This is a genomic window from Stappia sp. TSB10P1A (genome assembly GCF_900185725.1).
Classification (GTDB): Bacteria; Pseudomonadota; Alphaproteobacteria; order Rhizobiales; family Stappiaceae; genus Stappia.
On the sequence record NZ_FYAU01000014.1, the window covers coordinates 246,260 to 266,476 of the forward strand.

Consider the following 20,217-nt stretch of genomic DNA (forward strand, 5'->3'; position numbering starts at 1 on the left):
GAGATGCATGCGCCTGACCCTGCAGACCGACTACGCCCTGCGCATGATGATGCATCTTGCCGTCATGGACGGCGAGCTCGTCACCATCGGCGATGTGGCCGAGACCTTCCGCATCTCGAAGAACCACCTGATGAAGGTGGCCCAGGCCCTGGCCCATGCCGGGCTGGTCGAGACCGTGCGCGGGCGCAGCGGAGGCCTCAGGCTGGCCCGTCCCGCCGATCGCATCCAGGTCGGCGCGATCGTCCGCCGGCTGGAGCAGCAGATCGCGCTGGTCGACTGCTTTCCCGGCGGCAACGGCACCTGCCGCATCACCCCGGCCTGTCAGCTCAAGCCGGCGCTGTTCCGGGCGCGCGAGGCCTTCTTCGCCGTGCTCGACGAGTACACGATCCACGACCTCGTTTCCGGCAATGCCGGATTGAAGGACATTCTGGTGGGAGAAGCCGCATGAGCGAGATCCGCATCCGCAGCGCCGACGAGCGCCGGGCCGAGATCCGGGCCGCAGCCGCCCGGCTCGGCATCGACGACGCCTATATCTCGGTGCTGGTCGACACGTTCTATGCCCGCGTGCGCCGCGATCCCGAACTCGGCCCGATCTTCGAGGCCGAGATCGCCGGCGACTGGCAGCCGCATCTGGCGAAGATGAAGGACTTCTGGGCCTCGGTCGCGATGAATGCCGGCCGCTACAGCGGCCGTCCGGTGCCCGCGCATGTCAAGCTGACGGGCCTCGAGCCCCGGCATTTCGCCATCTGGCTCGGCCATTTCGAAGAGGTCCTGAAGGACACCGCCCCCCATCCGGACGCCGTCCCCTATTTCATGGAGCGGGCGCGCCGCATCGCGCAGAGCCTGGAATTCGCCATCTCCGGCCTGCCCCCGATCCTTGCCCAGGGAGAGCGCACATGAGCACCGTCGGCCTCATCGTCATCGGCGCGGAAGTCGCCACCGTCCTGTTCTTCGCCGTCTATCTCGCGGCGCTCACCGTCGCCCTGCGCGAGGACCGCGCCGCCGGGCGCGTGCCGGTGCTGGACGCGACCGGCCGGGCGCTGTTCCGGGCCGCCAGATACGGCTTCACCATCGGCATCGCGGCGGTGGTCCTTCTCACCCTGTGGAACATCGCGGAGAGCATCGCATGAGCACGCCCATCAGCACGCAAGACACCGTCCGGCCGGTCCTCTGGCCCTGGCTGCTGCTGTGGGGCGCCGCCCCCATGCCGCTCTATATCTGGGCGGCCGTCGCGCTGCTGCTGTAGCGACAAAGCGGCGGGCTCAGTCCGCCGCCTCTTCCTCCGCCAGCATCTCCAGCTCCAGCCAGGTGTCCTCGGCGGCTGCGAGCTTGGTCTGCAATTCGGTGAGCTTGGCCATCAGCGCGTCGAAGCGCTTCGGGTCGCGGGCATAGAGGGTCTGGTCCTCCAGCTCGCCCTGCAGCTTGCCGATCTCCTTGCCCAGCTTCTCGATCTCCTTCGGCAGGGTCTTGAGCTGGTGCTGCTGGGTGAAGCTCATCCGCGACTTCTTCTTCGCCCGCTCCTCGGCGGGCTTCTCCTTCGCCGCCGCCGGCCTGGCGCTGCCCGCATCGCCCGCGCCCTTGCGCGCCGAGACGCCTTCGCCGCGCTGCGCCACCATGTCGGAATAGCCGCCGGCATATTCGCGCCACAGCCCGCCGCCCTCGGCAAAGACCGTCGACGTCGCCACCCGGTCGAGGAAGTCGCGGTCGTGGCTGACCAGCAGCACCGTGCCGGGATAGTCGGACAGCATCTCCTGCAACAGGTCCAGCGTCTCCAGGTCGAGATCGTTGGTCGGCTCGTCGAGCACCAAAAGGTTCGACGAGCGGGCCAGCGCCCGCGCCAGCATCAACCGGCCGCGCTCGCCGCCCGACAGGGCGGCAACCGGCGTGCGCGCCTGTTCGGGCGCAAACAGGAAGTCCTTCATATAGGAGACGACGTGGCGCGGCCCGTCCGGCAGCATCACCGTATCGCCGCCGCTTCCCGTCAGCACCTCGGCGACGGTGTCCTCGTCCTTCAGCGTCTCGCGCGACTGGTCCATCGTCACCATCGTCAGCCCCGAGCCGAGGATCACCTCGCCGCTGTCGGGCTGTAATTCGCCGGTCAGCAGCTTCAAGAGAGTCGTCTTGCCGGCGCCATTGGCGCCGACGAGGCCGACCCGGTCGCCGCGCAGGATACGGAGGGAGAAATCCTTCACCACCGGCCCGCTGCCGTAATCCTTGGAGATGCCGCGCGCCTCGATCACCCGCTTGCCGGAAACCTCCATCTCGCCGACCGTCAGCTTGACCGTGCCCTGCGGTCCGCGATGGTCCTTCTTCTGCGCGCGCAGGTCGGCGAGTTCGCGCACCCGGCGCATGTTGCGCTTGCGCCGGGCGGTGACGCCATAGGTCATCCAGTGCTCCTCGCGCTTGATCTTCTGCGCGAGTTTCTGCTGGTCGCGTTCCTCCTGCTCGAACACCTCGTCGCGCCAGGCCTCGAAATGGGCGAAGCCCTTGTCGAGCCTGCGCGCGATGCCCCGGTCGATCCACACGGTGGCGCGGGTGAGGTCGGCAAGGAACCGCCGGTCGTGGCTGATCAGCACGATGGCCGAGCGCATCGAGGCCAGCTCGCTCTCCAGCCATTCGATGGCCGGCAGGTCGAGATGGTTGGTCGGCTCGTCGAGCAGCAGGATGTCCGGCTCCGGCGCCAGCGTGCGGGCGAGCGCCGCCCGCCGCTTCTCGCCGCCGGAAAGCTGCGCCGGCGCCTCCCGGCCGGTCAGGCCGAGCACGTCGAGCAGATACTGCGCCCGGTACGGGTCGTCGCCCGGCGCCAGCCCGCCGCTGGCATAGTCGAGCACGGTGGCATAGGCGGACAGGTCCGGCTCCTGCGGCAGGTAGCGGATGGTCCGCCCCGGCTGCACGAAGCGCTCGCCGTGATCGGCCTCCACCAGCCCGGCGGCGATCTTCAGCAGCGTCGACTTGCCCGAGCCGTTGCGCCCGACAAGGCCAATGCGATCGCCCTCGCCGACCTGCAATTCGGCCGAGGTCAGGAGCGGCGTGCCGCCGAAGGTCAGGGCGATGTCGCGAAGGTGGAGAAGGGGAGGGGCCATGGGTGTCCGGGTCGGGGTTGTATCGCGATTTTGCCGCGGGCATGCGCCGGCAGCCTGCGGCCGCGCTGCCTGTTGCCTGCGCGGCTCGGCACCGTCCTACAGCATCGGCCGGAAAACCGGAATCGGTTTTCGGACCGCGTGATGCGCACAGCCGCAGTCGGAAGCCGCTCTCAGTCCAGAGCCTTCACCCTTGTCAGCAGCGCGCGCGTCATCCCCATCAGCTTGCGCATCTCCTCGCGTGCCTGCTCCGGCGCGCGCGCCGCGATCGCGTCCAGCACCTTGGCATGCTGGCCGAGGGCGATCGGGTCGCTGACGCCAGGGTCGGAGGTGATCCGGATCGAGGCCCGCAGCGCGTTCTCGATGCAGGCGCCGAGGCCCGACAGCAGCGCATTGCCGCTGGCGGTCAGCATCAGCCGGTGGAAGCGGACATCGGCGGCCTGGGTCGCCGGCGTGCGGTTGCCGTCGGCAAGGCCCATGGCGTCCAGCGCCTCGCGCATCGCCGCGATCTCCTCCTCGCTGGCGTTCTGCGCCGCCAGCGCGGCGGCCTCCGGCTCCACCATCTCGCGGATGCTGACCAGTTCGGCCAGCAACTGGCCCTGCGGCACCACCTTCTGCCGCCAGGCCAGCATCTGGTCGTCGAGATAGTTCCAGTCCAGTTCCGGGCGGACGCTGGTGCCGTGCTTCGGGCGCGAGGTGATCAGCCCCTTGCCGACCAGGATCTGCAGCGCCTCGCGCAGGCAGGTGCGGCTGACGCCGAGGCTGCCCAAGAGGTCGGCCTCCGTCGGCAGTGTTCCGCCGGGAGGATAGGTGCCGTCCAGGATCCGCAGCGCGATCGTCTCGGCGACGGTCGACTTCAGGTTGCCGCGCATCGGCGGGGAGACGGGCGGCACATTGGTCTTGTGTTTGTGCATGGTCCCTGTCGCGCTTGGAGCTTCGCCGTCTATGGCTTCCGCTATTGCACCGGCCAAATCAAGCGAAAGCGGCCGGTTCTCCCGCAGCGGCAGCGTCATCACGCCACATTTATCGGAATTGTGGCCGGCCGTTGCGCGGCTGCACTCGCGAACGGGGCGCCGATCGGATATTGAGGCAGGAGCTTCGCGGGGCGCAGGGCGAAGCACCAGACCGGAGCATGGATTGATACGCATGGACGCCGAAACACCCGACCGCAGCCCGATCCGGCTCAGCCGCCGCGCCTTTATCGTCGGCGCTCCGCTGGCGCTTGCCGCCTGCCAGAGCGACGGCATCGCCACCGCCGGCCTTCCCGTCACCCCGGCCCTCGCCAAGGGGCCGCCGCTGCCGGGCGAGGATTTCGACTACGCCTCGGCCTATGCGGCGGTGACCGATTACGACTTCAAGGTTCCCGCGCTCGCCTACAAGAAGTTCGACCGCAAGTATTGGCGCCAGGTCGTCGACTACGACACCCGCCATCCGGCCGGCACGATCATCGTCGACCCCTACGGCAAGTTCCTCTACTGGACCCTGCCGGGCGGCAAGGCGCTGCGCTACGGCATCGGCGTCGGCAAGGCGGGCTTTGCCTGGTCGGGCGAGGCCAAGGTGCGGGTCAAGCGCGTGTGGCCGCTCTGGCGCCCTCCGCGGGAGATGATCGACCGCAATCCGCATCTGGAGAAGTACTGGAAGGACGGCTATCCGCGCGGGCCGCAGAACCCGCTCGGCGCCCGCGCCCTCGACCTGTGGCAGGGCAGCGTCGACACGCTGTACCGCATCCACGGCACCAAGGAGCCGGAAAGCATCGGCCGCAGCGCCTCGTCCGGCTGCATCCGCATGTGGAACCAGGACATCATGGACCTGTTCGAGCGGGTGCCGACCCACACCAATGTGGTGGTGCTGAGCAAGGCGCCGGCCAGCGCCTGAGCCGTTTCCCGGCTCTTATCCCCTGACGCGGCGCGTCTGCGCCGCGTCTATGCCATCACGCGGCGCGCCTGCGCCGCCTCTATGCCCTGACGCGGCGCGCCTGCGCCGCATCTATGCCATCACGCGGCGCGCCTGCGCCGCATCGGCCCGGACGAGCGAGGCGACGAAGTCGTTGAACCGCTCGCCCTGGATCAGGATATGCGAACGCAGGGCGCTTTCCGCCTTGCGGTCGTCGCCCGCCAGGATCGCATCGACGATCGTCTGGTGCTCGCTCAGCGAATTGCCGACCCGGTTGCGCACCCGCAATTGCAGCCGCCGATAGGGCTTCAGCCGGTTCTGCAGTGCCCGCGCCTGTTCGGCGAGGAAGCTGTTGCCGCTGCCGCGATAGATCGTGTCGTGGAACGTCTCGTTGGCATAGAAATAGGCGTCGGGCTCGCCCGCGTCGGCCGCCTGCGTACAGGCCTCATGCGCTGCCAGCAGGTCCCGGTGATCGGCCGCGGTCATCCGCCGGCAGGCCAGCCTTGCGCACATCGCCTCCAGCTCCGCCATCACCTCGAACATCTCGATCAGCCGCGAGACGCCGATCTCCTGGACGAAGGCGCCGCGTCGCGGCCGGATCTCGACCAGGCCGGAGGCGGACAGGGCGATCAGCGCCTCGCGGATCGGCGTCCGCGAGACGTTGAAGCGCTTGGCGAGCGACACCTCGTCGAGCCGGGTTCCGGGGGCGAAAACCCCGGTGGCGATGTCGTATTCCAGCGCTTCCCGCAGGACCTGGGCCGTGCGGGGGGCGGGTTTGGGGGTGTTTGGCGAAGCATCCATTCCCGGATTTTATGCAATGATTCTTCTCTTGTATACAAAAACCGTTGACTTGAATGCGCGGACCATGGTCACCTTGAGGAGAGGCGGGCTGCTGTCGCGAAAAAACGCGGACGCGGGTGCCGTCCGGACATGCAGCCGACCGCCACGCAGAGGGCCGGTCGGCATTGGGAGGAAACAATGTTCAGGAAATTCACCAAGGCCGCTCTCGGCCTGACCACCGCCCTTGCCCTGGCCGTGCCGGCCGCCCATGCCGCCGATGTGGTGCTGAAGGCCTCGCACCAGTGGCCGGGCGGCAAGGGCGACGTGCGCGACGAGATGGTCCAGCTTCTCGCCCGCGAGGTCGCCAACGCCAATGTCGGTATCGAGATCAAGGTCTATCCCGGCCAGTCGCTGTTCAAGGCGAACGAGCAGTGGGGCGCCATGACCAAGGGCCAGCTCGACATCTCCGCCTTCCCGCTCGACTATGCCTCGGGCCGCCACCCGCAGTTCTCGGCGACCCTGATGCCGGGCCTGGTGCGCAACCATGATCGCGCCACCCGCCTCAACACCTCGCCCTTCATGGACGACATCAAGAAGATCGTGAACGATGCCGGCGTGGTCGTCATCGCCGACGCCTGGCTCGCCGGCGGCTTCGCCTCCAAGAAGCAGTGCATCACCTCGCCGGAGAGCATGAAGGGCCAGGTCACCCGTGCCGCCGGTCCGGCTTTCGAGCAGATGCTGGTCGGGGCCGGCGGTTCGATCTCCTCCATGCCGTCCTCGGAGATCTATACCGGCCTGCAGACCGGCGTTCTCGACGCGGCCAACACCTCGTCCGGGTCCTTCGTCTCCTTCCGCCTCTATGAGCAGACCACCTGCCTGACCGCGCCGGGCGCCAATGCCCTGTGGTTCATGTATGAGCCGATCCTGATGTCCAAGCGGAGCTGGGACAAGCTCAACAAGGAGCAGCAGGACGCGCTTCTGGCCGCCGGCAAGGTCGCCGAGGACTATTTCGCGGCCGAAGCCAAGGGGCTGGACGATGCCATGATCAAGGTCTTCAAGGACGCCGGCGTCGAGGTCGTGGAGATGTCGCCGGAGGACTATGACGCCTGGCTCGCCATCGCCAAGGAGACCTCCTACAAGAACTTCTCCGAAAACGTTCCGGGCGGCGAGGAGCTGATCGCCAAGGCCCTGGCGGTCGACTGACCGCCTGACGCCGGCGGCGGCGCGCCGCCGGCATTCGCCCTGCGCGGGGCCGGCACCACCGGTCCCGCGCTTTCCAACACCTGCGCTTGCCGATGCCGCCGGCCGTCCCGCCGGCCGGGGAGGGGCTTTGTCCCGGCGGGCGCCGATGCAACCGGAACCCTAAGGCGATGTCCTTCTACATAAACGCGGTTTCGGCCGTCTCGCGCCTCTTCGGAGTGGTCGCGATGCTGCTGACGGCAAGCGCCGCCCTGGTCGTCACCCACATGGTCGTGGTGCGCTACTTTCTCGACGGCTCGACCATCTGGCAGACGGAATACGTGATCTACGCCCTGGTTGCGGCCACCTTCCTCGGCTCGCCCTATGTGCTGCTGCACAGGGGGCATGTGAATGTCGACCTGCTGCAACTGCGCGCCGCGCCGGTCGCCCGCCGGGCGATGCAGACGATCTCGGCGCTGGTCGGCATCGCCTTCTGCGCCCTGCTCGCCTGGTCGGGCTGGGAGTATTTCCACGAGGCCTGGTCCTTCGGCTGGCGCACCAGCACGGTCTGGGCCATCCCGCTGTGGATCCCCCTGCTGCCGCTGCCGGTCGGCGTCGGCCTGATGGTGCTGCAATACATTGCCGAAATCATGAAAATTCAGGGAGGCGCGCGATGACGCCCATGCTCTGGGGCGCCGGCGTGCTCGTCTCGCTGCTCGCGCTTCTCGCGGTCGGCACGCCGATCGCCTTCGCCCTCGGCTTCGTCTCGATCATGGCGCTGATCCTCGCCGATGGCTGGGGCAGCGTGTCGATCCTCGGCGAGACCTTCTTCGGCGGCCTGGCCTCCTTCGGCCTTGTCTCGATCCCCATGTTCATCCTGATGGGCGCGGCCGTTGCCTCCTCGCCCGCCGGCAAGGACCTTTACGAGGCGCTCGACCGCTGGCTCAACCGGGTGCCCGGCGGCCTCGTCCTGTCCAATCTCGGCGCCTGCTCGATCTTCGCCGCCCTGTCCGGCTCCTCGCCCGCCACCTGCGCCGCCATCGGCAAGATGGGCATCCCGGAGATGACCAAGCGCGGCTATCCGAACGAGATCGCCGCCGGCTCCATCGCCGCCGGCGGCACGCTCGGCATTCTCATCCCGCCGTCGATCACCATGATCGTCTACGGCATCGCCACCGAGACCTCGATCGGCCGGTTGTTCCTTGCCGGGCTGCTGCCGGGCGTGATGCTCACCGCCCTGTTCATGGCCTGGACCATCTACGACTGCCGCCGCCGCGGCGTCGGCCTCGAAATGCTCGGCCGCCGCTTCTCGTTCCGCGAGCGTGTCGAGGTGCTGCCGCGCGTGCTGCCGTTCGTCGGCATCATCGTGGCGATCCTCTACGTGCTCTATGGCGGCGTCGCGACCCCGTCGGAGGCGGCCGGCGTCGGCGCGCTGTTCTGCCTGATCTTCGTGGCGCTGATCTACCGGCTGTGGAAGCTGTCGCTCTACAGTTCGCTGTTCCGCGACACGCTGAAGGAAAGCGTCATGATCATGATGATCATCGGCGCCTCGGAACTGTTCTCCTTCGCCCTGTCCTCGCTGTTCATCACCCAGACCATCGCGGAATGGATCGCCGCGCTCGACGTCAATAAATGGGTGCTGATGGCGATCATCAACGCCTTCCTGCTGTTCGCCGGCTTCTTCCTGCCGCCGGTGGCGGTGATCCTGATGACCGCGCCGATCCTGCTGCCGATCATCATCCAGGCGGGCTTCGATCCCTACTGGTTCGCGGTTGTCCTCACCATCAACATGGAGATCGGGTTGATCACCCCACCGGTCGGGCTCAACCTCTATGTCATCAACGGCATAGCGCCCAGCATCTCGCTTCCCGAGATCCTGCGCGGATCGATCCCCTATGTCGGATGCATGGTTGTCGGTATCGTGTTGCTGTGCCTGATGCCGGAGATCGCGCTCTGGCTCCCGAACCTCGTCATGGGACCCGGCCTATGAGCAGCACCAGCTTCTTCAACGACCTTCTCGCCTCGATCGCCGAGCAGGGACGCCAGCTTCTCGACCTGCGGCGGGACCGCTCGCCGAGCGGCCGGGCGCTCGGCGATCTGTGCGAGGCGCTGCTGTCGGGGCGGGGCGAGGCCTCCGGCGTCGCCCTGGCGCGCGACGTGCTGGCGAGCTACGCGGCGCTGCCGCCGCAGGGGCGGGCCGAGTTCTTCGACGAACTCGCCGCCCGCTTCGGTCCGGACCGCGACAAGGTCGAGGAAGCGGCCCGCGCCGTGCTCGAGGACCCATCGGACGAGGCGCGCCTGCGCCGTCTCCACAAGGTCTCCGAGCCGCGCCGGCAGGAACTGATCCGCCGGCTCAACCTGGCGCCGGGGGGCACCTCGGCGCTGGTCGGCATGCGGCGCGAGCTGCTGGCGGGCCTGCGCGAGCATCCCGGCTGGGCCGATGTCGACCGCGATTTCGAGCACCTGTTCTCGTCCTGGTTCAACCGCGGCTTTCTCGTCATGCGCCGCATCGACTGGTCGACGCCGGCGGTGATCCTGGAGCGGATCATCCGCTACGAGGCGGTGCACGAGATCCGCGACTGGGACGACCTGCGCCGGCGCATCGACGTGCCCGACCGGCGGCTCTATGCCTTCTTCCATCCCGCGCTGGTCGACGATCCGCTGATCTTCGTCGAGGTGGCGCTGATGCGGGCGATCCCCGACGCGGTGCCGCCGATCCTTGCCGAGCAGCGCGAGGGCATCGACGCGGCCGAGGCCAGCACGGCGGTCTTCTATTCCATTTCCAACTGCCAGGAGGGGCTGCGCGGCATCTCCTTCGGCAATTTCCTGATCAAGCAGGTGGTGGAGGAGCTGCGCCGCGACCTGCCGGGGCTGAAGACCTTCGTCACCCTGTCGCCGGTGCCGGGCCTGCGCGCCTGGCTCGGCACGGCGCTGGCGGAAGAGGGCCATCCGGCGCTCTCCGTCCTGTCGCCGGAGCTGCGCGAGCTCCTGGAAAATGGCGGCGGCGGTGCGCCGCTGCCGGAGGAGGCGCGCGAGCCCCTGCGCGCCCTCTGCGCCCATTACCTGGTGCGCGAGAAGCGCGGCAGCCGGCCGCTCGATCCGGTCGCCCGCTTTCACCTTGGCAACGGCGCGCGGCTGGAGCGCGTCAACTGGCAGGCCGATCCCTCGCCCAACGGGCTGCGCCAATCCTTCGGGCTGATGGTCAACTATCTTTACGACCTCGGCGATATCGAGAAGAACCACGAGGCCTTCGCCGCCCAGGGCACGGTCGCTGCCGCCAGCGCCGTCACCCGACTGCTGAAATCCGTCCCCGAACTCAAGACACAGGCACCGGACCCCGTCGCATGACGCAAGACAATCACCTCTTCTCCCGCATCCGCGCCGCCATCCGCAACGAGCAGGCGCCGTTCATCGAAACGCCCTCGGGAGAGGTCATCACCTATGGCGGGCTGCTCGCCCGCTCCGCCGCCTATGCCAATGCGCTCGCTGCCCTCGGCGTCAAGCCGGGCGACCGCGTCGCCGTGCAGGTGGAAAAGTCGGTCGACGCCCTGATGCTCTATCTCGGCACCGTGCGCGCCGGCGCCGTGTTCCTGCCGCTCAACACCGCCTATACCCCGGCCGAGATCGACTATTTCGTCGGCGACGCCGCCCCGGCGCTGCTGGTCTGCGATCCGGCCCGCAAGGACGCGCTCGCGCCCATCGCGCAGAAGGTCGGCGCGCGGGTGGAGACGCTGGATCCTGAGGGGCGCGGCAGCCTCCGCGATGCTGCGGATGCGGCCGCCACCGACTTCGGCGACGTTGCCCGCGGCGCCGACGATCTGGCCGCGATCCTCTACACCTCCGGCACCACCGGGCGCTCCAAGGGCGCCATGCTCAGCCACGAGAACCTTGCCTCCAACGCCGCCGTACTCGTCGACGTCTGGCATTACACGGCGAACGACGTGCTGCTGCACGCGCTGCCGATCTTCCACACTCACGGGCTCTTCGTCGCCACCAACGTGACGCTGCTGGCCGGCGGCTCCATGCTGTTCCTGCCGAAATTCGACCTCGACCAGATCCTGCGCCTGATGCCGCGCGCCACCACCATGATGGGCGTGCCGACCTTCTACGCCCGCCTGCTCGGCACCGACCGCTTCACCCGCGAGCTCGCCGCCCATATGCGCCTGTTCGTTTCCGGCTCGGCGCCGCTCTCGGCCGAGGTGCACAAGGCCTTCAGCGCCCGCACCGGCCACGCCATCCTCGAGCGCTACGGCATGACCGAGACCAACATGAACACCTCCAACCCCTATGACGGCGACCGCCGTCCGGGCACCGTCGGCTTTCCGCTGCCGGGCGTGGAGCTGCGCATCGCCGATCCGGACAGCGGCGCGGTGCTGGCTGAGGGCGAGGTCGGCGTCATCGAGGTCAAGGGCCCGAACGTCTTCAAGGGCTACTGGCGGATGCCGGAAAAGACCGCGTCCGAGTTCCGGGCCGACGGCTTCTTCATCACCGGCGACATGGGCCTTGTCGACGAGCGCGGCTATGTCTCCATCGTCGGCCGCGCCAAGGACCTGATCATCACCGGCGGCTTCAACGTCTATCCGGCCGAGGTCGAGGCGGCGATCGACGAGATCGAGGGCGTGGCCGAGAGCGCGGTGATCGGCGTGCCCCATGCCGATTTCGGCGAGGGCGTCGTCGCCGTCGTTGCCGCCCACAAGGGCGTCGCGCTCGATCCGGAAGCGGTGGTCGCCCCGCTCGCCGAGCGTCTTGCCCGCTTCAAGCAGCCGAAGAAGGTCTATGTGCTGCCCGAGCTGCCGCGCAACACCATGGGCAAGATCCAGAAGAACGTGCTGCGCGACATGTACAAGGACACGTTCGCCTGAACGTGCCGCGCTGAAGCGGCCGCGACGCTGCACCTGAAACCGAAAAACCCGGGAGCGTCGGCTCCCGGGTTTGTTTTTCCGTATCGGCCGATCAGGCGGCGCGCGTCGGCTTGCCGTGCTGCGCTTGCCCGTGGGCCGCGACGGGCTTGCGCACCTCGTCATACTTGCGAAGGTCCCCGTCGAGGGCCGCCGACAGCGCGTCGAGCGTGGCGAGCACCTCGGCGCTGGCGATGTCGAGCTCGGCGAGATGCCGGGCCGTGGCCGCACTGTCGCCGGCCGCATGCGCCTCCAGCGCGGCCTTGCCCACGGCATGGACCCGCTGGTGCGGCGCCTTGACCGCGACATAGGCCGGGTGTGCGCGGATTTCCTCTGAGTCCAGTGAATCGTACCACTTGCCCAGACGGCAGCCGTGATCATCAGCGAGCGTCGCGGCGGTCAGGTTGGCGGCACCGATGATCGTGTCGACGATCTGCTTCTTGAACATGACGTGGTCGATCTTGGTCATCTCGCACATCGACCGGTGCGAGGCCGGGTTGAACCACGCCCGCGCATTGTCGGAGAAGCGCATGTTGCTGGATTGCAGCCGGCCGCTCATCGACATGAGCTGGCTGTCGTTCTCCACGCTGAGATCGGCGACGCCGGTGATGCTGCGGGCGATCTCCTGGCTCGCTTCCTTCTGCTGCTGGAGGATCTGCGAGACGTCCTGCATGCGCCCGGACACTTCGCCGATCTGCGCGCTGATCGCGTGCATCCGGTCGTTGGCGCCGGCGATCGTCTCCTGCCCCCGTTCCACCGCCTCGCGGGATTCGGCGATGGCCTGCTGGGTGGTGACCATGCCCTCCTTCAGCGCCTCGATCCGCTGGGTGATGTCCTCGGTCGCCTTCGCCGCCTGGGTGGCGAGGTTCTTCACCTCGCTCGCCACCACGGCAAAGCCGCGTCCGGCCTCGCCGGCGCGCGCCGCCTCGATGGTGGCGTTGAGGGCGAGGAGGTTGGTCTGGTTGGCGATGTTCTCGATGACGCTCAGGAATTCGCCGATCTGCTCCGACGCCCGTTGCAGCGAGCTCAGGTTCTCCGAGCTCTCGCGCGAGGCTTGCGCGATATCGGACATGCGCTGCGACACGTCCTGCATGGCGCGCAGGCCCTCCGCGACGGCTGCGTTGGTGGCATCGGCCTGGCGGGCGGCGCTGTCGCTGTTTTCGGCGATCTGCTCGACCGAGGTCACCAGTTCCGTCGCCGCCGCCGAGATCGCCTGGCCGCTTTCCCGCGCCTGGCGGGTGTTGCGCGACAGGGTCGCCATGCTGACGGCGACGTCGTTGACATCGGCCACCGTGCCGGTCAGGCCGCGCAGCGAGGCAAGCTCGGTCTCGTGGCGGTTCTCCTCCTCGCGTTGCCGCAGCATGCCGTTTTCATAGGCGTTGTAGGAGACGATCATGTCGAGGAAGGTGCGGCTGACCAGCACCTGCAGCGCCTGGGCGAGCTTCGTCGGCTGCAGCCGGTAGCGGCTGGCGAGCGCCGGGATCGCTTCCACCAGCATGCGGCCGTAGGAGGCCAGATACCATTTCGGCTCCAGCTTGATGCGCACATGCGCCTCGCCGATCCTGACGGCGCGGGCCTCGAACGCCGCGTCGGCGTCGTGGTTGAAAATATAGTCCCAGTGGCTGGTCTGGGCAGCCTTCAGCCGGGGCACGTCCTGGCCCTTGACGCCGAGCTTCGGCGCCAGTTCCGGGGTCTTGGCGATCGTGTCGTAGAAGGCGTCGAGAACCCCCGGCATGGCCGGCTTCAACTTCTCCCAGACGGCTTTCGCCTGGCCGGTGTCGAAGGCGTTGGCACCGATGAAGCCGGCGATGTCCGCGCTCATGCTTCCGGGATGCGAGGCTGCGCCGCTTGGGCGTTGCGCGGGGGTCATGACGTTCCTCCAGAGACAGGGTATTTCCCTCACCATTCGGACGAACGGGTAAACAGCCGCCTAACAGTTCCGACAATGTGAATATTTTACAAGCGGCTAGCGTTGCCTCGGCGGACGACACAACCCCGCCGGGCGCTCCGCTTTGGCGCGGGGGGCGAATCGCCGATAGTCGTCCCGTTCCCGCGAATGGCCCTTGCAATGCGCTGGCCGGGCTGCCATGCCGGCGGGACCGTTCGACTTCGATCACGCGAGACCATCGGCACGAATGACTGTCAGCATCGACATGGGCGAGGTGAGGGGAGCGGGATCGGCCGCCTCCTGCCAATTCGATCTCGAGGAACTGCTCGCGACGCGCCTGCTCGTCCAGGGCAATTCCGGCTCGGGCAAGTCGCATCTGCTGCGCCGCCTGCTGGAGCAGAGCGCCCCCTGGGTGCAGCAGGTCGTCATCGATCCGGAAGGCGATTTCGTCACCCTGTCGGAGCGCTTCGGCCATGTCGTCGTCGATGCCGCCGGCAGCGAGCGCGACCTTGCGGTCATCGCCTCGCGCGTGCGCGCCCACCGTGTCTCCGTGGTGCTGAACCTTGAGGGCCTTGAGCCCGACCGGCAGATGAAGGCGGCCGCCGTCTTTCTCAACACCCTGTTCGAGGCCGAGCGCGACCACTGGTATCCGGTCCTCGTCGTCGTCGACGAGGCGCAGCTCTTCGCGCCTGCCGCCTCCGGCGACACGGGGGAGGAGGCGCGCCGCGTCGCCCTCGGTGCCATGACCAACCTGATGTGCCGCGGCCGCAAGCGCGGCCTTGCCGGCGTCATCGCCACCCAGCGTCTCGCCAAGCTCGCCAAGAATGTCGCCGCCGAGGCGTCCAACTTCCTGATGGGCCGCACGTTCCTCGACATCGACATGGCCCGCGCCGCCGACCTGCTCGGCATGGAAAAGCGCCAGGCGGAAGCCTTCCGCAATCTCGAGCGCGGCCATTTCGTCGCCCTCGGGCCGGCCGTCTCGCGCCGCCCGATGACCGTGCGCATCGGCGCGGTGGAAACCGCCGGCCGCGGCGGTGGTCCGCGCCTCACCCCGCTGCCGCAGGGCCGTCCGGAGGACCTGCAGGACCTGCTGTTCCAGCCGGCGAGCCAGGACGAGAGGGTCGCCGCCGAGCGCCCGCCGGTGCAGCAGGCGATACCCGCCTCCGAGGTGCTGGAGCGCCTGACCCGCCAGGCGGCGAAGCGCGAGGAGGCGGAGACCGGGCCGCTCGACCGCGAGGCGCAGGACAAGGCGGTGGACGCGGTGATCGCCGAACTGCTTGGCGATGGCGAGGCGGCGTTCCAGCCGATGGCCGCCCTCTATCAGGACTTCCTCGTGCGCTGCCGCATCGCCCGCCTGCCGGGCCGCCCGCCGGAACTGCCCGAGTTCCGCCAGCGCGTCGCGCTCGCCCGTGCCGGCGTCGAGCCGAGCGACATCGACCCGTCGGTCTGGTCGGCGGCCGAGACCGTCGCCGCCAGCCTTCCGGAGGAGATGCGCGGCGTCTATCTGCTGCTCGCCAAGGCGGCGCTGGAGGGGCGTCCCTGTCCGCCAGACAGCGAGATCGCCCGCGCCTACGGCACCCGCTCGCCGGGCCGCGCCCGCTGGCTGCTCACCCATATGGAGGAGCAGGGCGTTCTCGTCTGCGCCAACGATCTGCGCGGCAACCGCATCGTCACGCTGACCGATCTCGACTGCCGCACCGCACCGCTGTCCTCGCGCGCCGCCGGCTGAGCCGGCCCCGTTGCGCCCGGCCGGCTGCCAGCATTTGGGCACAGTGCCCGATTGCTCGCCTTGTCAGTGCTGACAGGCCGGTCTAATCTTTTCAGCGATTTCTCATGCACAGCGCGGTTTCGGTCATCATCCGGGGGCTCGGGCCGCATGAACCTCTCCGGCTCGGCAAAGGGGCGCCGACCGGTCAGCCTTGGGGTTGTTGCCAGATGAGCTACCGGAGCGTGTCCGCCATCGGAACCGCCATTGTCGCCTTGGCGGTGGCGGGGGGCGTGGCCTTCGTCAGTTGGCCGGACGGGCCGTCCTTCCTCGCCTCCGCGACATCCACCGTGGCCACCTCGCCCGCCACCGCCTCGCCGGGCGCCGCCGCGACCGGCCAGCGACGGGGCGTTGCCGTGGAGACGGCGCTGGTCGGCGTGCGCGACCTTGTCGACGACATCCGCGCCTTCGGCACGCTGGTTGCCAACGAGTCCGTCGTCATCTCGCCGGAGATCGCCGGCCGCGTCGCGCGCATCGGCTTCGCCGAGGGGCAGGCAGTCGGGGAAGGCGACGTGCTGGTCGAGCTCGACGCGCAGATCCTGCGCGCCGAACTCGACAAGGCGCAGTCCGAGGTGGCGCTGGCCGAGGCCAATTTCGAGCGCGCCCGCAAGCTCGCCGAGCAGGGCAGCGGCACCATGCGCGCTCGCGACGAGACTTCCCAGGGTTATACCGCCGCGCAGGCCAATGTGGCCCTTGCCGAGGCGCGCCTTGCCAAGACCTCTATCGCCGCACCCTTTTCCGGCATCGTCGGCTTCCGCAACATCAGCGTCGGCGCCTATGTCAGCCCCGGCGACCGCATCGTCGAACTCGCCAGCGTCGATCCGCTGAAGGTCGAGTTCCGCGTCTCCGAGACCCATCTGCCCAACCTCAGGGTCGGCCTGCCGGTCAACGTCACCCTTGACGCGCTGCCCGGCGAGGCGATCACCGGCAAGATCACTGCCATCGACCCGATCGTCGACGTGTCGGGCCGCGCCATCCGCCTGCGCGCCGAACTGCCCAATCCGGACGGACGCCTGTCGCCCGGCCTTTTCGCCCGCATCCGCATCGTCATCGCGGAGCGCAGCGCGGCGATGGTGGTGCCCGAGGCGGCGCTGTTCCGCGACGAGGGCCGGCTCTATGTCTACCGGCTTGAGGGCGGCAAGGCGGTCAAGACCCCCATCGAGATCGGCCTGCGCAGCCCCGGCGATGTCGAGGTCCGCTCCGGCCTTGCCTCCGGCGCGGTGGTCATCACCGCCGGCCAGTTGCTGCTGCGCGACGGCGCCGCCGTCGAGGTGGTCGACGGCCCGGCCGGGGGCTGAGCCATGCTGGAGTTCTTCGTCCGCAAGCCGGTCTTCGCCTCCGTCGTCAGCCTGATGGTGCTGCTGCTCGGCCTCGTCTCCTTCGTGCGCCTGACGGTGCGCGAATATCCCAACATCGACCCGCCGGTCGTCTCCGTGCGCACCGACTATCCCGGCGCCAGCGCCGAGATCATCGAGTCCCAGGTCACCCAGGTGCTGGAGGGCTCCATCGCCGGCATCGGCGGCGTCGAAGTGCTGGAAAGCCGCTCGCGGCCCGAATCGAGCCGCATCACCGTCCGCTTCCTGCTGTCGGTCAATCCGGACGAGGCCGCCAACGACGTGCGCGACCGCGTCAGCCGGGTGCGCGGCCGCCTGCCGGCCGAAGTCTCCGAGCCGGTCGTCTCCAAGGTTGAGGCCGACGCCCAGGCGGTGGTCTTCATCGCCCTGACCAGCGACCGCGCCTCGCCCATCGAGGTGTCGGACTATGCCGACCGCTACATCCGCGACCGGCTGCAGAACCTGCCGGGCGTCGCCGAGGTCAACATCTTCGGCGAGCGCCGCTACGCCATGCGCGTGTGGGTCGACCGCACCCGCCTTGCCGCCTACGAACTCACCGTCCAGGACGTGGAAAACGCCCTGCGCCAGCAGAATGTCGAGGTGCCCTCGGGCCGCATCGAGAGCTTCGACCGCGAATTCACCGTGCTCTCGCGCACCGGCCTGACCACCAGCGAGCAGTTCCGCCGCATCGTCGTCAAGGACGCCGGCGGCTTTTCCGTGCGGCTCGGCGATGTCGCGCGGGTCGAGATCGGGCCGGAGGACGAGCGGCGCACCACCCGCTACAAGCGCGAGAACGCGGTGATCCTCGGCGTCGTCAAGCAGGCGACCGCCAATCCGCTCGACGTCTCGCGGGCGCTGAGCGCGGCGCTGCCCGACATTCGCCGCGACCTGCCGGAGGGCATGAACGCCGACATTTCCTATGACCGTTCGATCTTCATCGACCGGTCCATCGAGGCGGTGTTCGCCACCATCGCCGAGGCGGTGGTGCTGGTCGTCCTCGTCATCTTCTTCTTCCTGCGCTCGCTGCGCGCGACGCTCATACCCATGGTGACGATCCCGGTGTCGCTGGTCGGCGCCTGCATCTTCATCTATGCACTCGGCTTCTCCATCAACACGCTGACGCTGCTCGCCATGGTGCTCGCGATCGGCCTCGTCGTCGACGACGCCATCGTCGTGCTGGAAAACATCCACCGCCACATCGAGAACGGCATGAAGCCGATCCGCGCGGCCATCGTCGGCATCAAGGAGATTTCCGGCGCCGTCGTCGCCATGACGCTGACGCTCGCTGCCGTCTACACGCCCGTTGCCTTCGCCGAGGGGCGCACCGGCAAGCTCTTCACCGAATTCGCGCTGACGCTGGCCGCCGCCGTGCTGATGTCCGGCCTGGTGGCGCTGACGCTGTCGCCGATGATGTGCTCCAAGCTGCTCAAGGAGCATGAGGAGCGCGGCCGCGTCTCGGCCGCCCTGGAGCGGGGGTTCGACGCCCTGAACGACGGCTACCGGCGCCTGCTGCTGGTCTCGCTCAAGGTCCGCTGGCTGATCGTGCTGATGGTCTTCGCGGTGGCCGGCGCCTCCTGGATGCTGCTGACCAGCCTGAAGTCGGAGCTGGCCCCGCTGGAGGATCGCGGCGTGCTGTTCATCTCCGGCTCGGCGCCGGAAGGTTCGACCATCGACTTCACCAGCCGCTACGCCCTGCAGGTCGAGCAGCTTCTCGCCGACATTCCCGAGGTGCGCTCCTATTTCGTCATCGCCGGCTCGCCGGAGGTCACCGACATCACCTCCTTCTCCCAGCTCCAGCCCTGGGAGGACCGTCAGCGCAGCCAGATCGAGATCGGCGCCGAATTGCAGCCGCAGATCCGCCGCGTCGCCGGCCTGCGCGCCTCGGTCAACCATCCCGGCTCCTTCGGCGTCAGCGCCCGCTCGCGGCCGATCGAGTTCATGATCCTGACCTCCGAGCCCTATGAGCAGCTCGACGCGATGGTCAACGACTTCCTCGCCGCCATCGAGGACAACCCCAATCTCGTCAACGTCACCAGCGACCTGGCGCTGAACAAGCCGCAGATCGAGGTGGAGCTCGACCGCGACCGCGTCGCCGACATGGGCGCGGGCGTGCTCACCGTCGGCCGCACCATGGAAACCCTGCTCGGCGGGCGCAAGGTCACCCGCTTCAACATGAACGGCGAGCAATACGACGTCATCGTCCAGGTCGACCCCTCGGACCGCCGCACGCCCGGCGACCTTGAGGACATCTATGTTCGCGCCCAGAACGGCTCGATGGTCCAGCTCTCCAACCTGATCAGCGTGCGCGAGAGCGTCTCGCCCAAGGAGCTCAACCGCTTCAACCAGCTCCGCGCCGCCAAGATCGCCGGCAACCTGGCCCCCGGCTATTCGCTCGGCGAGGCGCTCGACTATCTGGAGGCGACGGCGCAGCGGGTGCTGCCCTCCAGCGCGCGCACCGACTATGGCGGCGTCTCGCGCGAGTTCCGCCAGACCGGCTCCAGCCTCGTCTTCATCTTCGTGCTGGCGCTCGGCTTCATCTATCTGGTGCTGTCGGCGCAGTTCGAGAGCTTCATTGATCCCTTCATCATCATGCTGACGGTGCCGCTGTCGATGCTGGGGGCGCTGGCGGTGATGCACCAGACCGGCGGCACGCTGAACATCTACAGCCAGATCGGCCTCGTCACGCTGATCGGGCTGATCACCAAGCATGGCATTCTCATCGTGCAGTTCGCCAACCAGCTTCAGGAGGCGGGCAAGAGCCGGTTCGACGCGGTGGTGGAGGCGGCGGCGCTGCGCCTGCGGCCGATCCTGATGACCACCGGCGCCATGGTCTTCGGCGCGGTGCCGCTGGCGCTGGCGGAAGGGGCGGGCGGCGAAAGCCGCCAGGCCATCGGCTGGGTGATCGTTGGCGGCATGTCCTTCGGCACGGTGCTGACGCTCTTCGTCGTGCCGACCGCCTACACGCTGTTTGCCCGCGACCGCTCGCGCTCGCGCGCGGCCGCCCCCGTGCCTTCCAGCCAGCCGGCGGAATAGGGCGGGCGGAGGTTGGAGAAAACACCTGCCGAGGGTGCCTCTGGTTCCCGGATCTTCGGCCTCGTCCGGGACGACCTCCTGAGAGGGAGGCACGATCTCGCGCTCCTCCGCTGCTCCGCGCGGGCGCTTGGGACGGGTGCGCGCTTTCCTCCCCTCTGCCGTCACCCCGGCCAAGCGCAGCGCGCGCCGGGGCCCATTGGCTGCCAGAGCGGCGGCGAGGACGCGCTGGCCGAGCTCCACACACAGAGTGTCGTCCCGGTTTCGGCTTGCCGAAGACCGGGACCCAGTAACCCCAGGTCGTACGGATCGAGCGGTGACGTTGCCGCAAGATCACCGATGGCGATCGAACGGCTTGAGGTTGCAGCCC

Annotated in this window: 16 protein-coding genes; 12 read left to right on the forward strand and 4 right to left on the reverse strand. The window is 68.5% G+C overall.

All coding sequences use genetic code 11. The features are described 5' to 3' along the window. Nucleotides 1-7 precede the first annotated feature (7 nt). The 3 genes from TSB10P1A_RS04530 to TSB10P1A_RS04540 are packed head-to-tail and all read left to right on the forward strand — an operon-like array spanning nucleotide 8 to nucleotide 1,130. Nucleotides 8-448: an Rrf2 family transcriptional regulator gene (locus TSB10P1A_RS04530; RefSeq protein WP_186386705.1), complete on the forward strand. Its 441-nt coding sequence runs from the start codon at nucleotides 8-10 to the stop codon at nucleotides 446-448. After that, nucleotides 445-900, forward strand: a complete 456-nt coding sequence (locus TSB10P1A_RS04535; protein WP_186386706.1) for a group III truncated hemoglobin — start codon at nucleotides 445-447, stop codon at nucleotides 898-900. Before TSB10P1A_RS04530 ends, TSB10P1A_RS04535 begins: the two co-directional genes overlap by 4 nt. Further along, nucleotides 897-1,130, forward strand: a complete 234-nt coding sequence (locus tag TSB10P1A_RS04540; protein ID WP_186386707.1) for a hypothetical protein — start codon at nucleotides 897-899, stop codon at nucleotides 1,128-1,130. The genes TSB10P1A_RS04535 and TSB10P1A_RS04540 overlap by 4 nt, the downstream gene beginning before the upstream one ends. A 132-nt stretch (nucleotides 1,131-1,262) precedes the next feature. Here the strand turns inward: TSB10P1A_RS04540 and TSB10P1A_RS04545 are convergent, their stop codons facing one another. Further along, entirely contained in the window at nucleotides 1,263-3,083 is a 1,821-nt protein-coding gene (locus TSB10P1A_RS04545; protein WP_186386708.1) for an ABC-F family ATP-binding cassette domain-containing protein, read from the reverse strand. Between the two features lie 170 nt (nucleotides 3,084-3,253). Beyond that, nucleotides 3,254-3,994 (reverse strand): FadR/GntR family transcriptional regulator, encoded by a 741-nt coding sequence (locus TSB10P1A_RS04550; RefSeq protein ID WP_186386709.1) that lies wholly within the window; start codon nucleotides 3,992-3,994, stop codon nucleotides 3,254-3,256. A gap of 232 nt (nucleotides 3,995-4,226) precedes the next feature. Here TSB10P1A_RS04550 and TSB10P1A_RS04555 point away from each other — a divergent pair, with 232 nt between their 5' ends. Beyond that, nucleotides 4,227-4,955 (forward strand): L,D-transpeptidase, encoded by a 729-nt coding sequence (locus TSB10P1A_RS04555; protein ID WP_186386710.1) that lies wholly within the window; start codon nucleotides 4,227-4,229, stop codon nucleotides 4,953-4,955. A 111-nt stretch (nucleotides 4,956-5,066) separates the two neighbouring features. Here TSB10P1A_RS04555 and TSB10P1A_RS04560 read toward each other — a convergent pair whose 3' ends face one another. Then, nucleotides 5,067-5,774 (reverse strand): GntR family transcriptional regulator, encoded by a 708-nt coding sequence (locus TSB10P1A_RS04560; RefSeq protein ID WP_186386711.1) that lies wholly within the window; start codon nucleotides 5,772-5,774, stop codon nucleotides 5,067-5,069. 177 nt (nucleotides 5,775-5,951) lie between these two features. Between TSB10P1A_RS04560 and dctP the strand changes: the two genes are divergently transcribed. The 5 genes from dctP (at nucleotide 5,952) to TSB10P1A_RS04585 (ending at nucleotide 11,794) form a co-directional block, all read left to right on the forward strand. Then, a complete protein-coding gene (dctP, locus tag TSB10P1A_RS04565; protein WP_186386712.1) occupies nucleotides 5,952-6,956 on the forward strand; it encodes a TRAP transporter substrate-binding protein DctP in 1,005 nt (334 codons plus the stop codon). Nucleotides 6,957-7,123: 167 nt separating this feature from the next. Further along, nucleotides 7,124-7,609 carry a TRAP transporter small permease subunit gene (locus TSB10P1A_RS04570; protein ID WP_186386713.1) on the forward strand — a complete coding sequence of 162 codons (486 nt, stop codon included), beginning with the start codon at nucleotides 7,124-7,126 and terminating at the stop codon, nucleotides 7,607-7,609. Further along, nucleotides 7,606-8,922: a TRAP transporter large permease gene (locus TSB10P1A_RS04575; RefSeq protein ID WP_186386714.1), complete on the forward strand. Its 1,317-nt coding sequence runs from the start codon at nucleotides 7,606-7,608 to the stop codon at nucleotides 8,920-8,922. Before TSB10P1A_RS04570 ends, TSB10P1A_RS04575 begins: the two co-directional genes overlap by 4 nt. Next, nucleotides 8,919-10,280, forward strand: coding sequence for a malonyl-CoA decarboxylase (locus tag TSB10P1A_RS04580; RefSeq protein WP_186386715.1), 1,362 nt, complete (start codon nucleotides 8,919-8,921; stop codon nucleotides 10,278-10,280). Before TSB10P1A_RS04575 ends, TSB10P1A_RS04580 begins: the two co-directional genes overlap by 4 nt. Beyond that, entirely contained in the window at nucleotides 10,277-11,794 is a 1,518-nt protein-coding gene (locus tag TSB10P1A_RS04585; RefSeq protein WP_186386716.1) for a malonyl-CoA synthase, read from the forward strand. The genes TSB10P1A_RS04580 and TSB10P1A_RS04585 overlap by 4 nt, the downstream gene beginning before the upstream one ends. A 91-nt stretch (nucleotides 11,795-11,885) precedes the next feature. Here the strand turns inward: TSB10P1A_RS04585 and TSB10P1A_RS04590 are convergent, their stop codons facing one another. Then, on the reverse strand, nucleotides 11,886-13,652 hold the full coding sequence (locus tag TSB10P1A_RS04590; protein WP_186386717.1) for a methyl-accepting chemotaxis protein: 1,767 nt from the start codon (nucleotides 13,650-13,652) through the stop codon (nucleotides 11,886-11,888). Between the two features lie 313 nt (nucleotides 13,653-13,965). Here TSB10P1A_RS04590 and TSB10P1A_RS04595 point away from each other — a divergent pair, with 313 nt between their 5' ends. From TSB10P1A_RS04595 to TSB10P1A_RS04605, 3 genes are all read left to right on the forward strand, one after another. Further along, nucleotides 13,966-15,447 (forward strand): ATP-binding protein, encoded by a 1,482-nt coding sequence (locus TSB10P1A_RS04595; protein ID WP_186386718.1) that lies wholly within the window; start codon nucleotides 13,966-13,968, stop codon nucleotides 15,445-15,447. Nucleotides 15,448-15,653: 206 nt separating this feature from the next. Beyond that, nucleotides 15,654-16,781 (forward strand): efflux RND transporter periplasmic adaptor subunit, encoded by a 1,128-nt coding sequence (locus TSB10P1A_RS04600; RefSeq protein ID WP_186386719.1) that lies wholly within the window; start codon nucleotides 15,654-15,656, stop codon nucleotides 16,779-16,781. Nucleotides 16,782-16,784: 3 nt separating this feature from the next. Continuing rightward, nucleotides 16,785-19,850: an efflux RND transporter permease subunit gene (locus tag TSB10P1A_RS04605; RefSeq protein WP_186386720.1), complete on the forward strand. Its 3,066-nt coding sequence runs from the start codon at nucleotides 16,785-16,787 to the stop codon at nucleotides 19,848-19,850. Nucleotides 19,851-20,217: the final 367 nt, after the last annotated feature.

Coding starts and splice junctions, on each gene's coding strand:
- TSB10P1A_RS04545 (WP_186386708.1), bottom strand. CDS start 3,083: ATGGCCCCTCCCCTTCTCCACCTTCGCGACATCGCCCTGACCTTCGGC.
- TSB10P1A_RS04535 (WP_186386706.1), top strand. CDS start 445: ATGAGCGAGATCCGCATCCGCAGCGCCGACGAGCGCCGGGCCGAGATC.
- TSB10P1A_RS04570 (WP_186386713.1), top strand. CDS start 7,124: ATGTCCTTCTACATAAACGCGGTTTCGGCCGTCTCGCGCCTCTTCGGA.
- TSB10P1A_RS04605 (WP_186386720.1), top strand. CDS start 16,785: ATGCTGGAGTTCTTCGTCCGCAAGCCGGTCTTCGCCTCCGTCGTCAGC.
- TSB10P1A_RS04530 (WP_186386705.1), top strand. CDS start 8: ATGCGCCTGACCCTGCAGACCGACTACGCCCTGCGCATGATGATGCAT.
- TSB10P1A_RS04555 (WP_186386710.1), top strand. CDS start 4,227: ATGGACGCCGAAACACCCGACCGCAGCCCGATCCGGCTCAGCCGCCGC.
- TSB10P1A_RS04595 (WP_186386718.1), top strand. CDS start 13,966: ATGACTGTCAGCATCGACATGGGCGAGGTGAGGGGAGCGGGATCGGCC.
- dctP (WP_186386712.1), top strand. CDS start 5,952: ATGTTCAGGAAATTCACCAAGGCCGCTCTCGGCCTGACCACCGCCCTT.
- TSB10P1A_RS04550 (WP_186386709.1), bottom strand. CDS start 3,994: ATGCACAAACACAAGACCAATGTGCCGCCCGTCTCCCCGCCGATGCGC.
- TSB10P1A_RS04575 (WP_186386714.1), top strand. CDS start 7,606: ATGACGCCCATGCTCTGGGGCGCCGGCGTGCTCGTCTCGCTGCTCGCG.
- TSB10P1A_RS04585 (WP_186386716.1), top strand. CDS start 10,277: ATGACGCAAGACAATCACCTCTTCTCCCGCATCCGCGCCGCCATCCGC.
- TSB10P1A_RS04580 (WP_186386715.1), top strand. CDS start 8,919: ATGAGCAGCACCAGCTTCTTCAACGACCTTCTCGCCTCGATCGCCGAG.
- TSB10P1A_RS04540 (WP_186386707.1), top strand. CDS start 897: ATGAGCACCGTCGGCCTCATCGTCATCGGCGCGGAAGTCGCCACCGTC.
- TSB10P1A_RS04590 (WP_186386717.1), bottom strand. CDS start 13,652: ATGAGCGCGGACATCGCCGGCTTCATCGGTGCCAACGCCTTCGACACC.
- TSB10P1A_RS04600 (WP_186386719.1), top strand. CDS start 15,654: ATGAGCTACCGGAGCGTGTCCGCCATCGGAACCGCCATTGTCGCCTTG.
- TSB10P1A_RS04560 (WP_186386711.1), bottom strand. CDS start 5,774: ATGGATGCTTCGCCAAACACCCCCAAACCCGCCCCCCGCACGGCCCAG.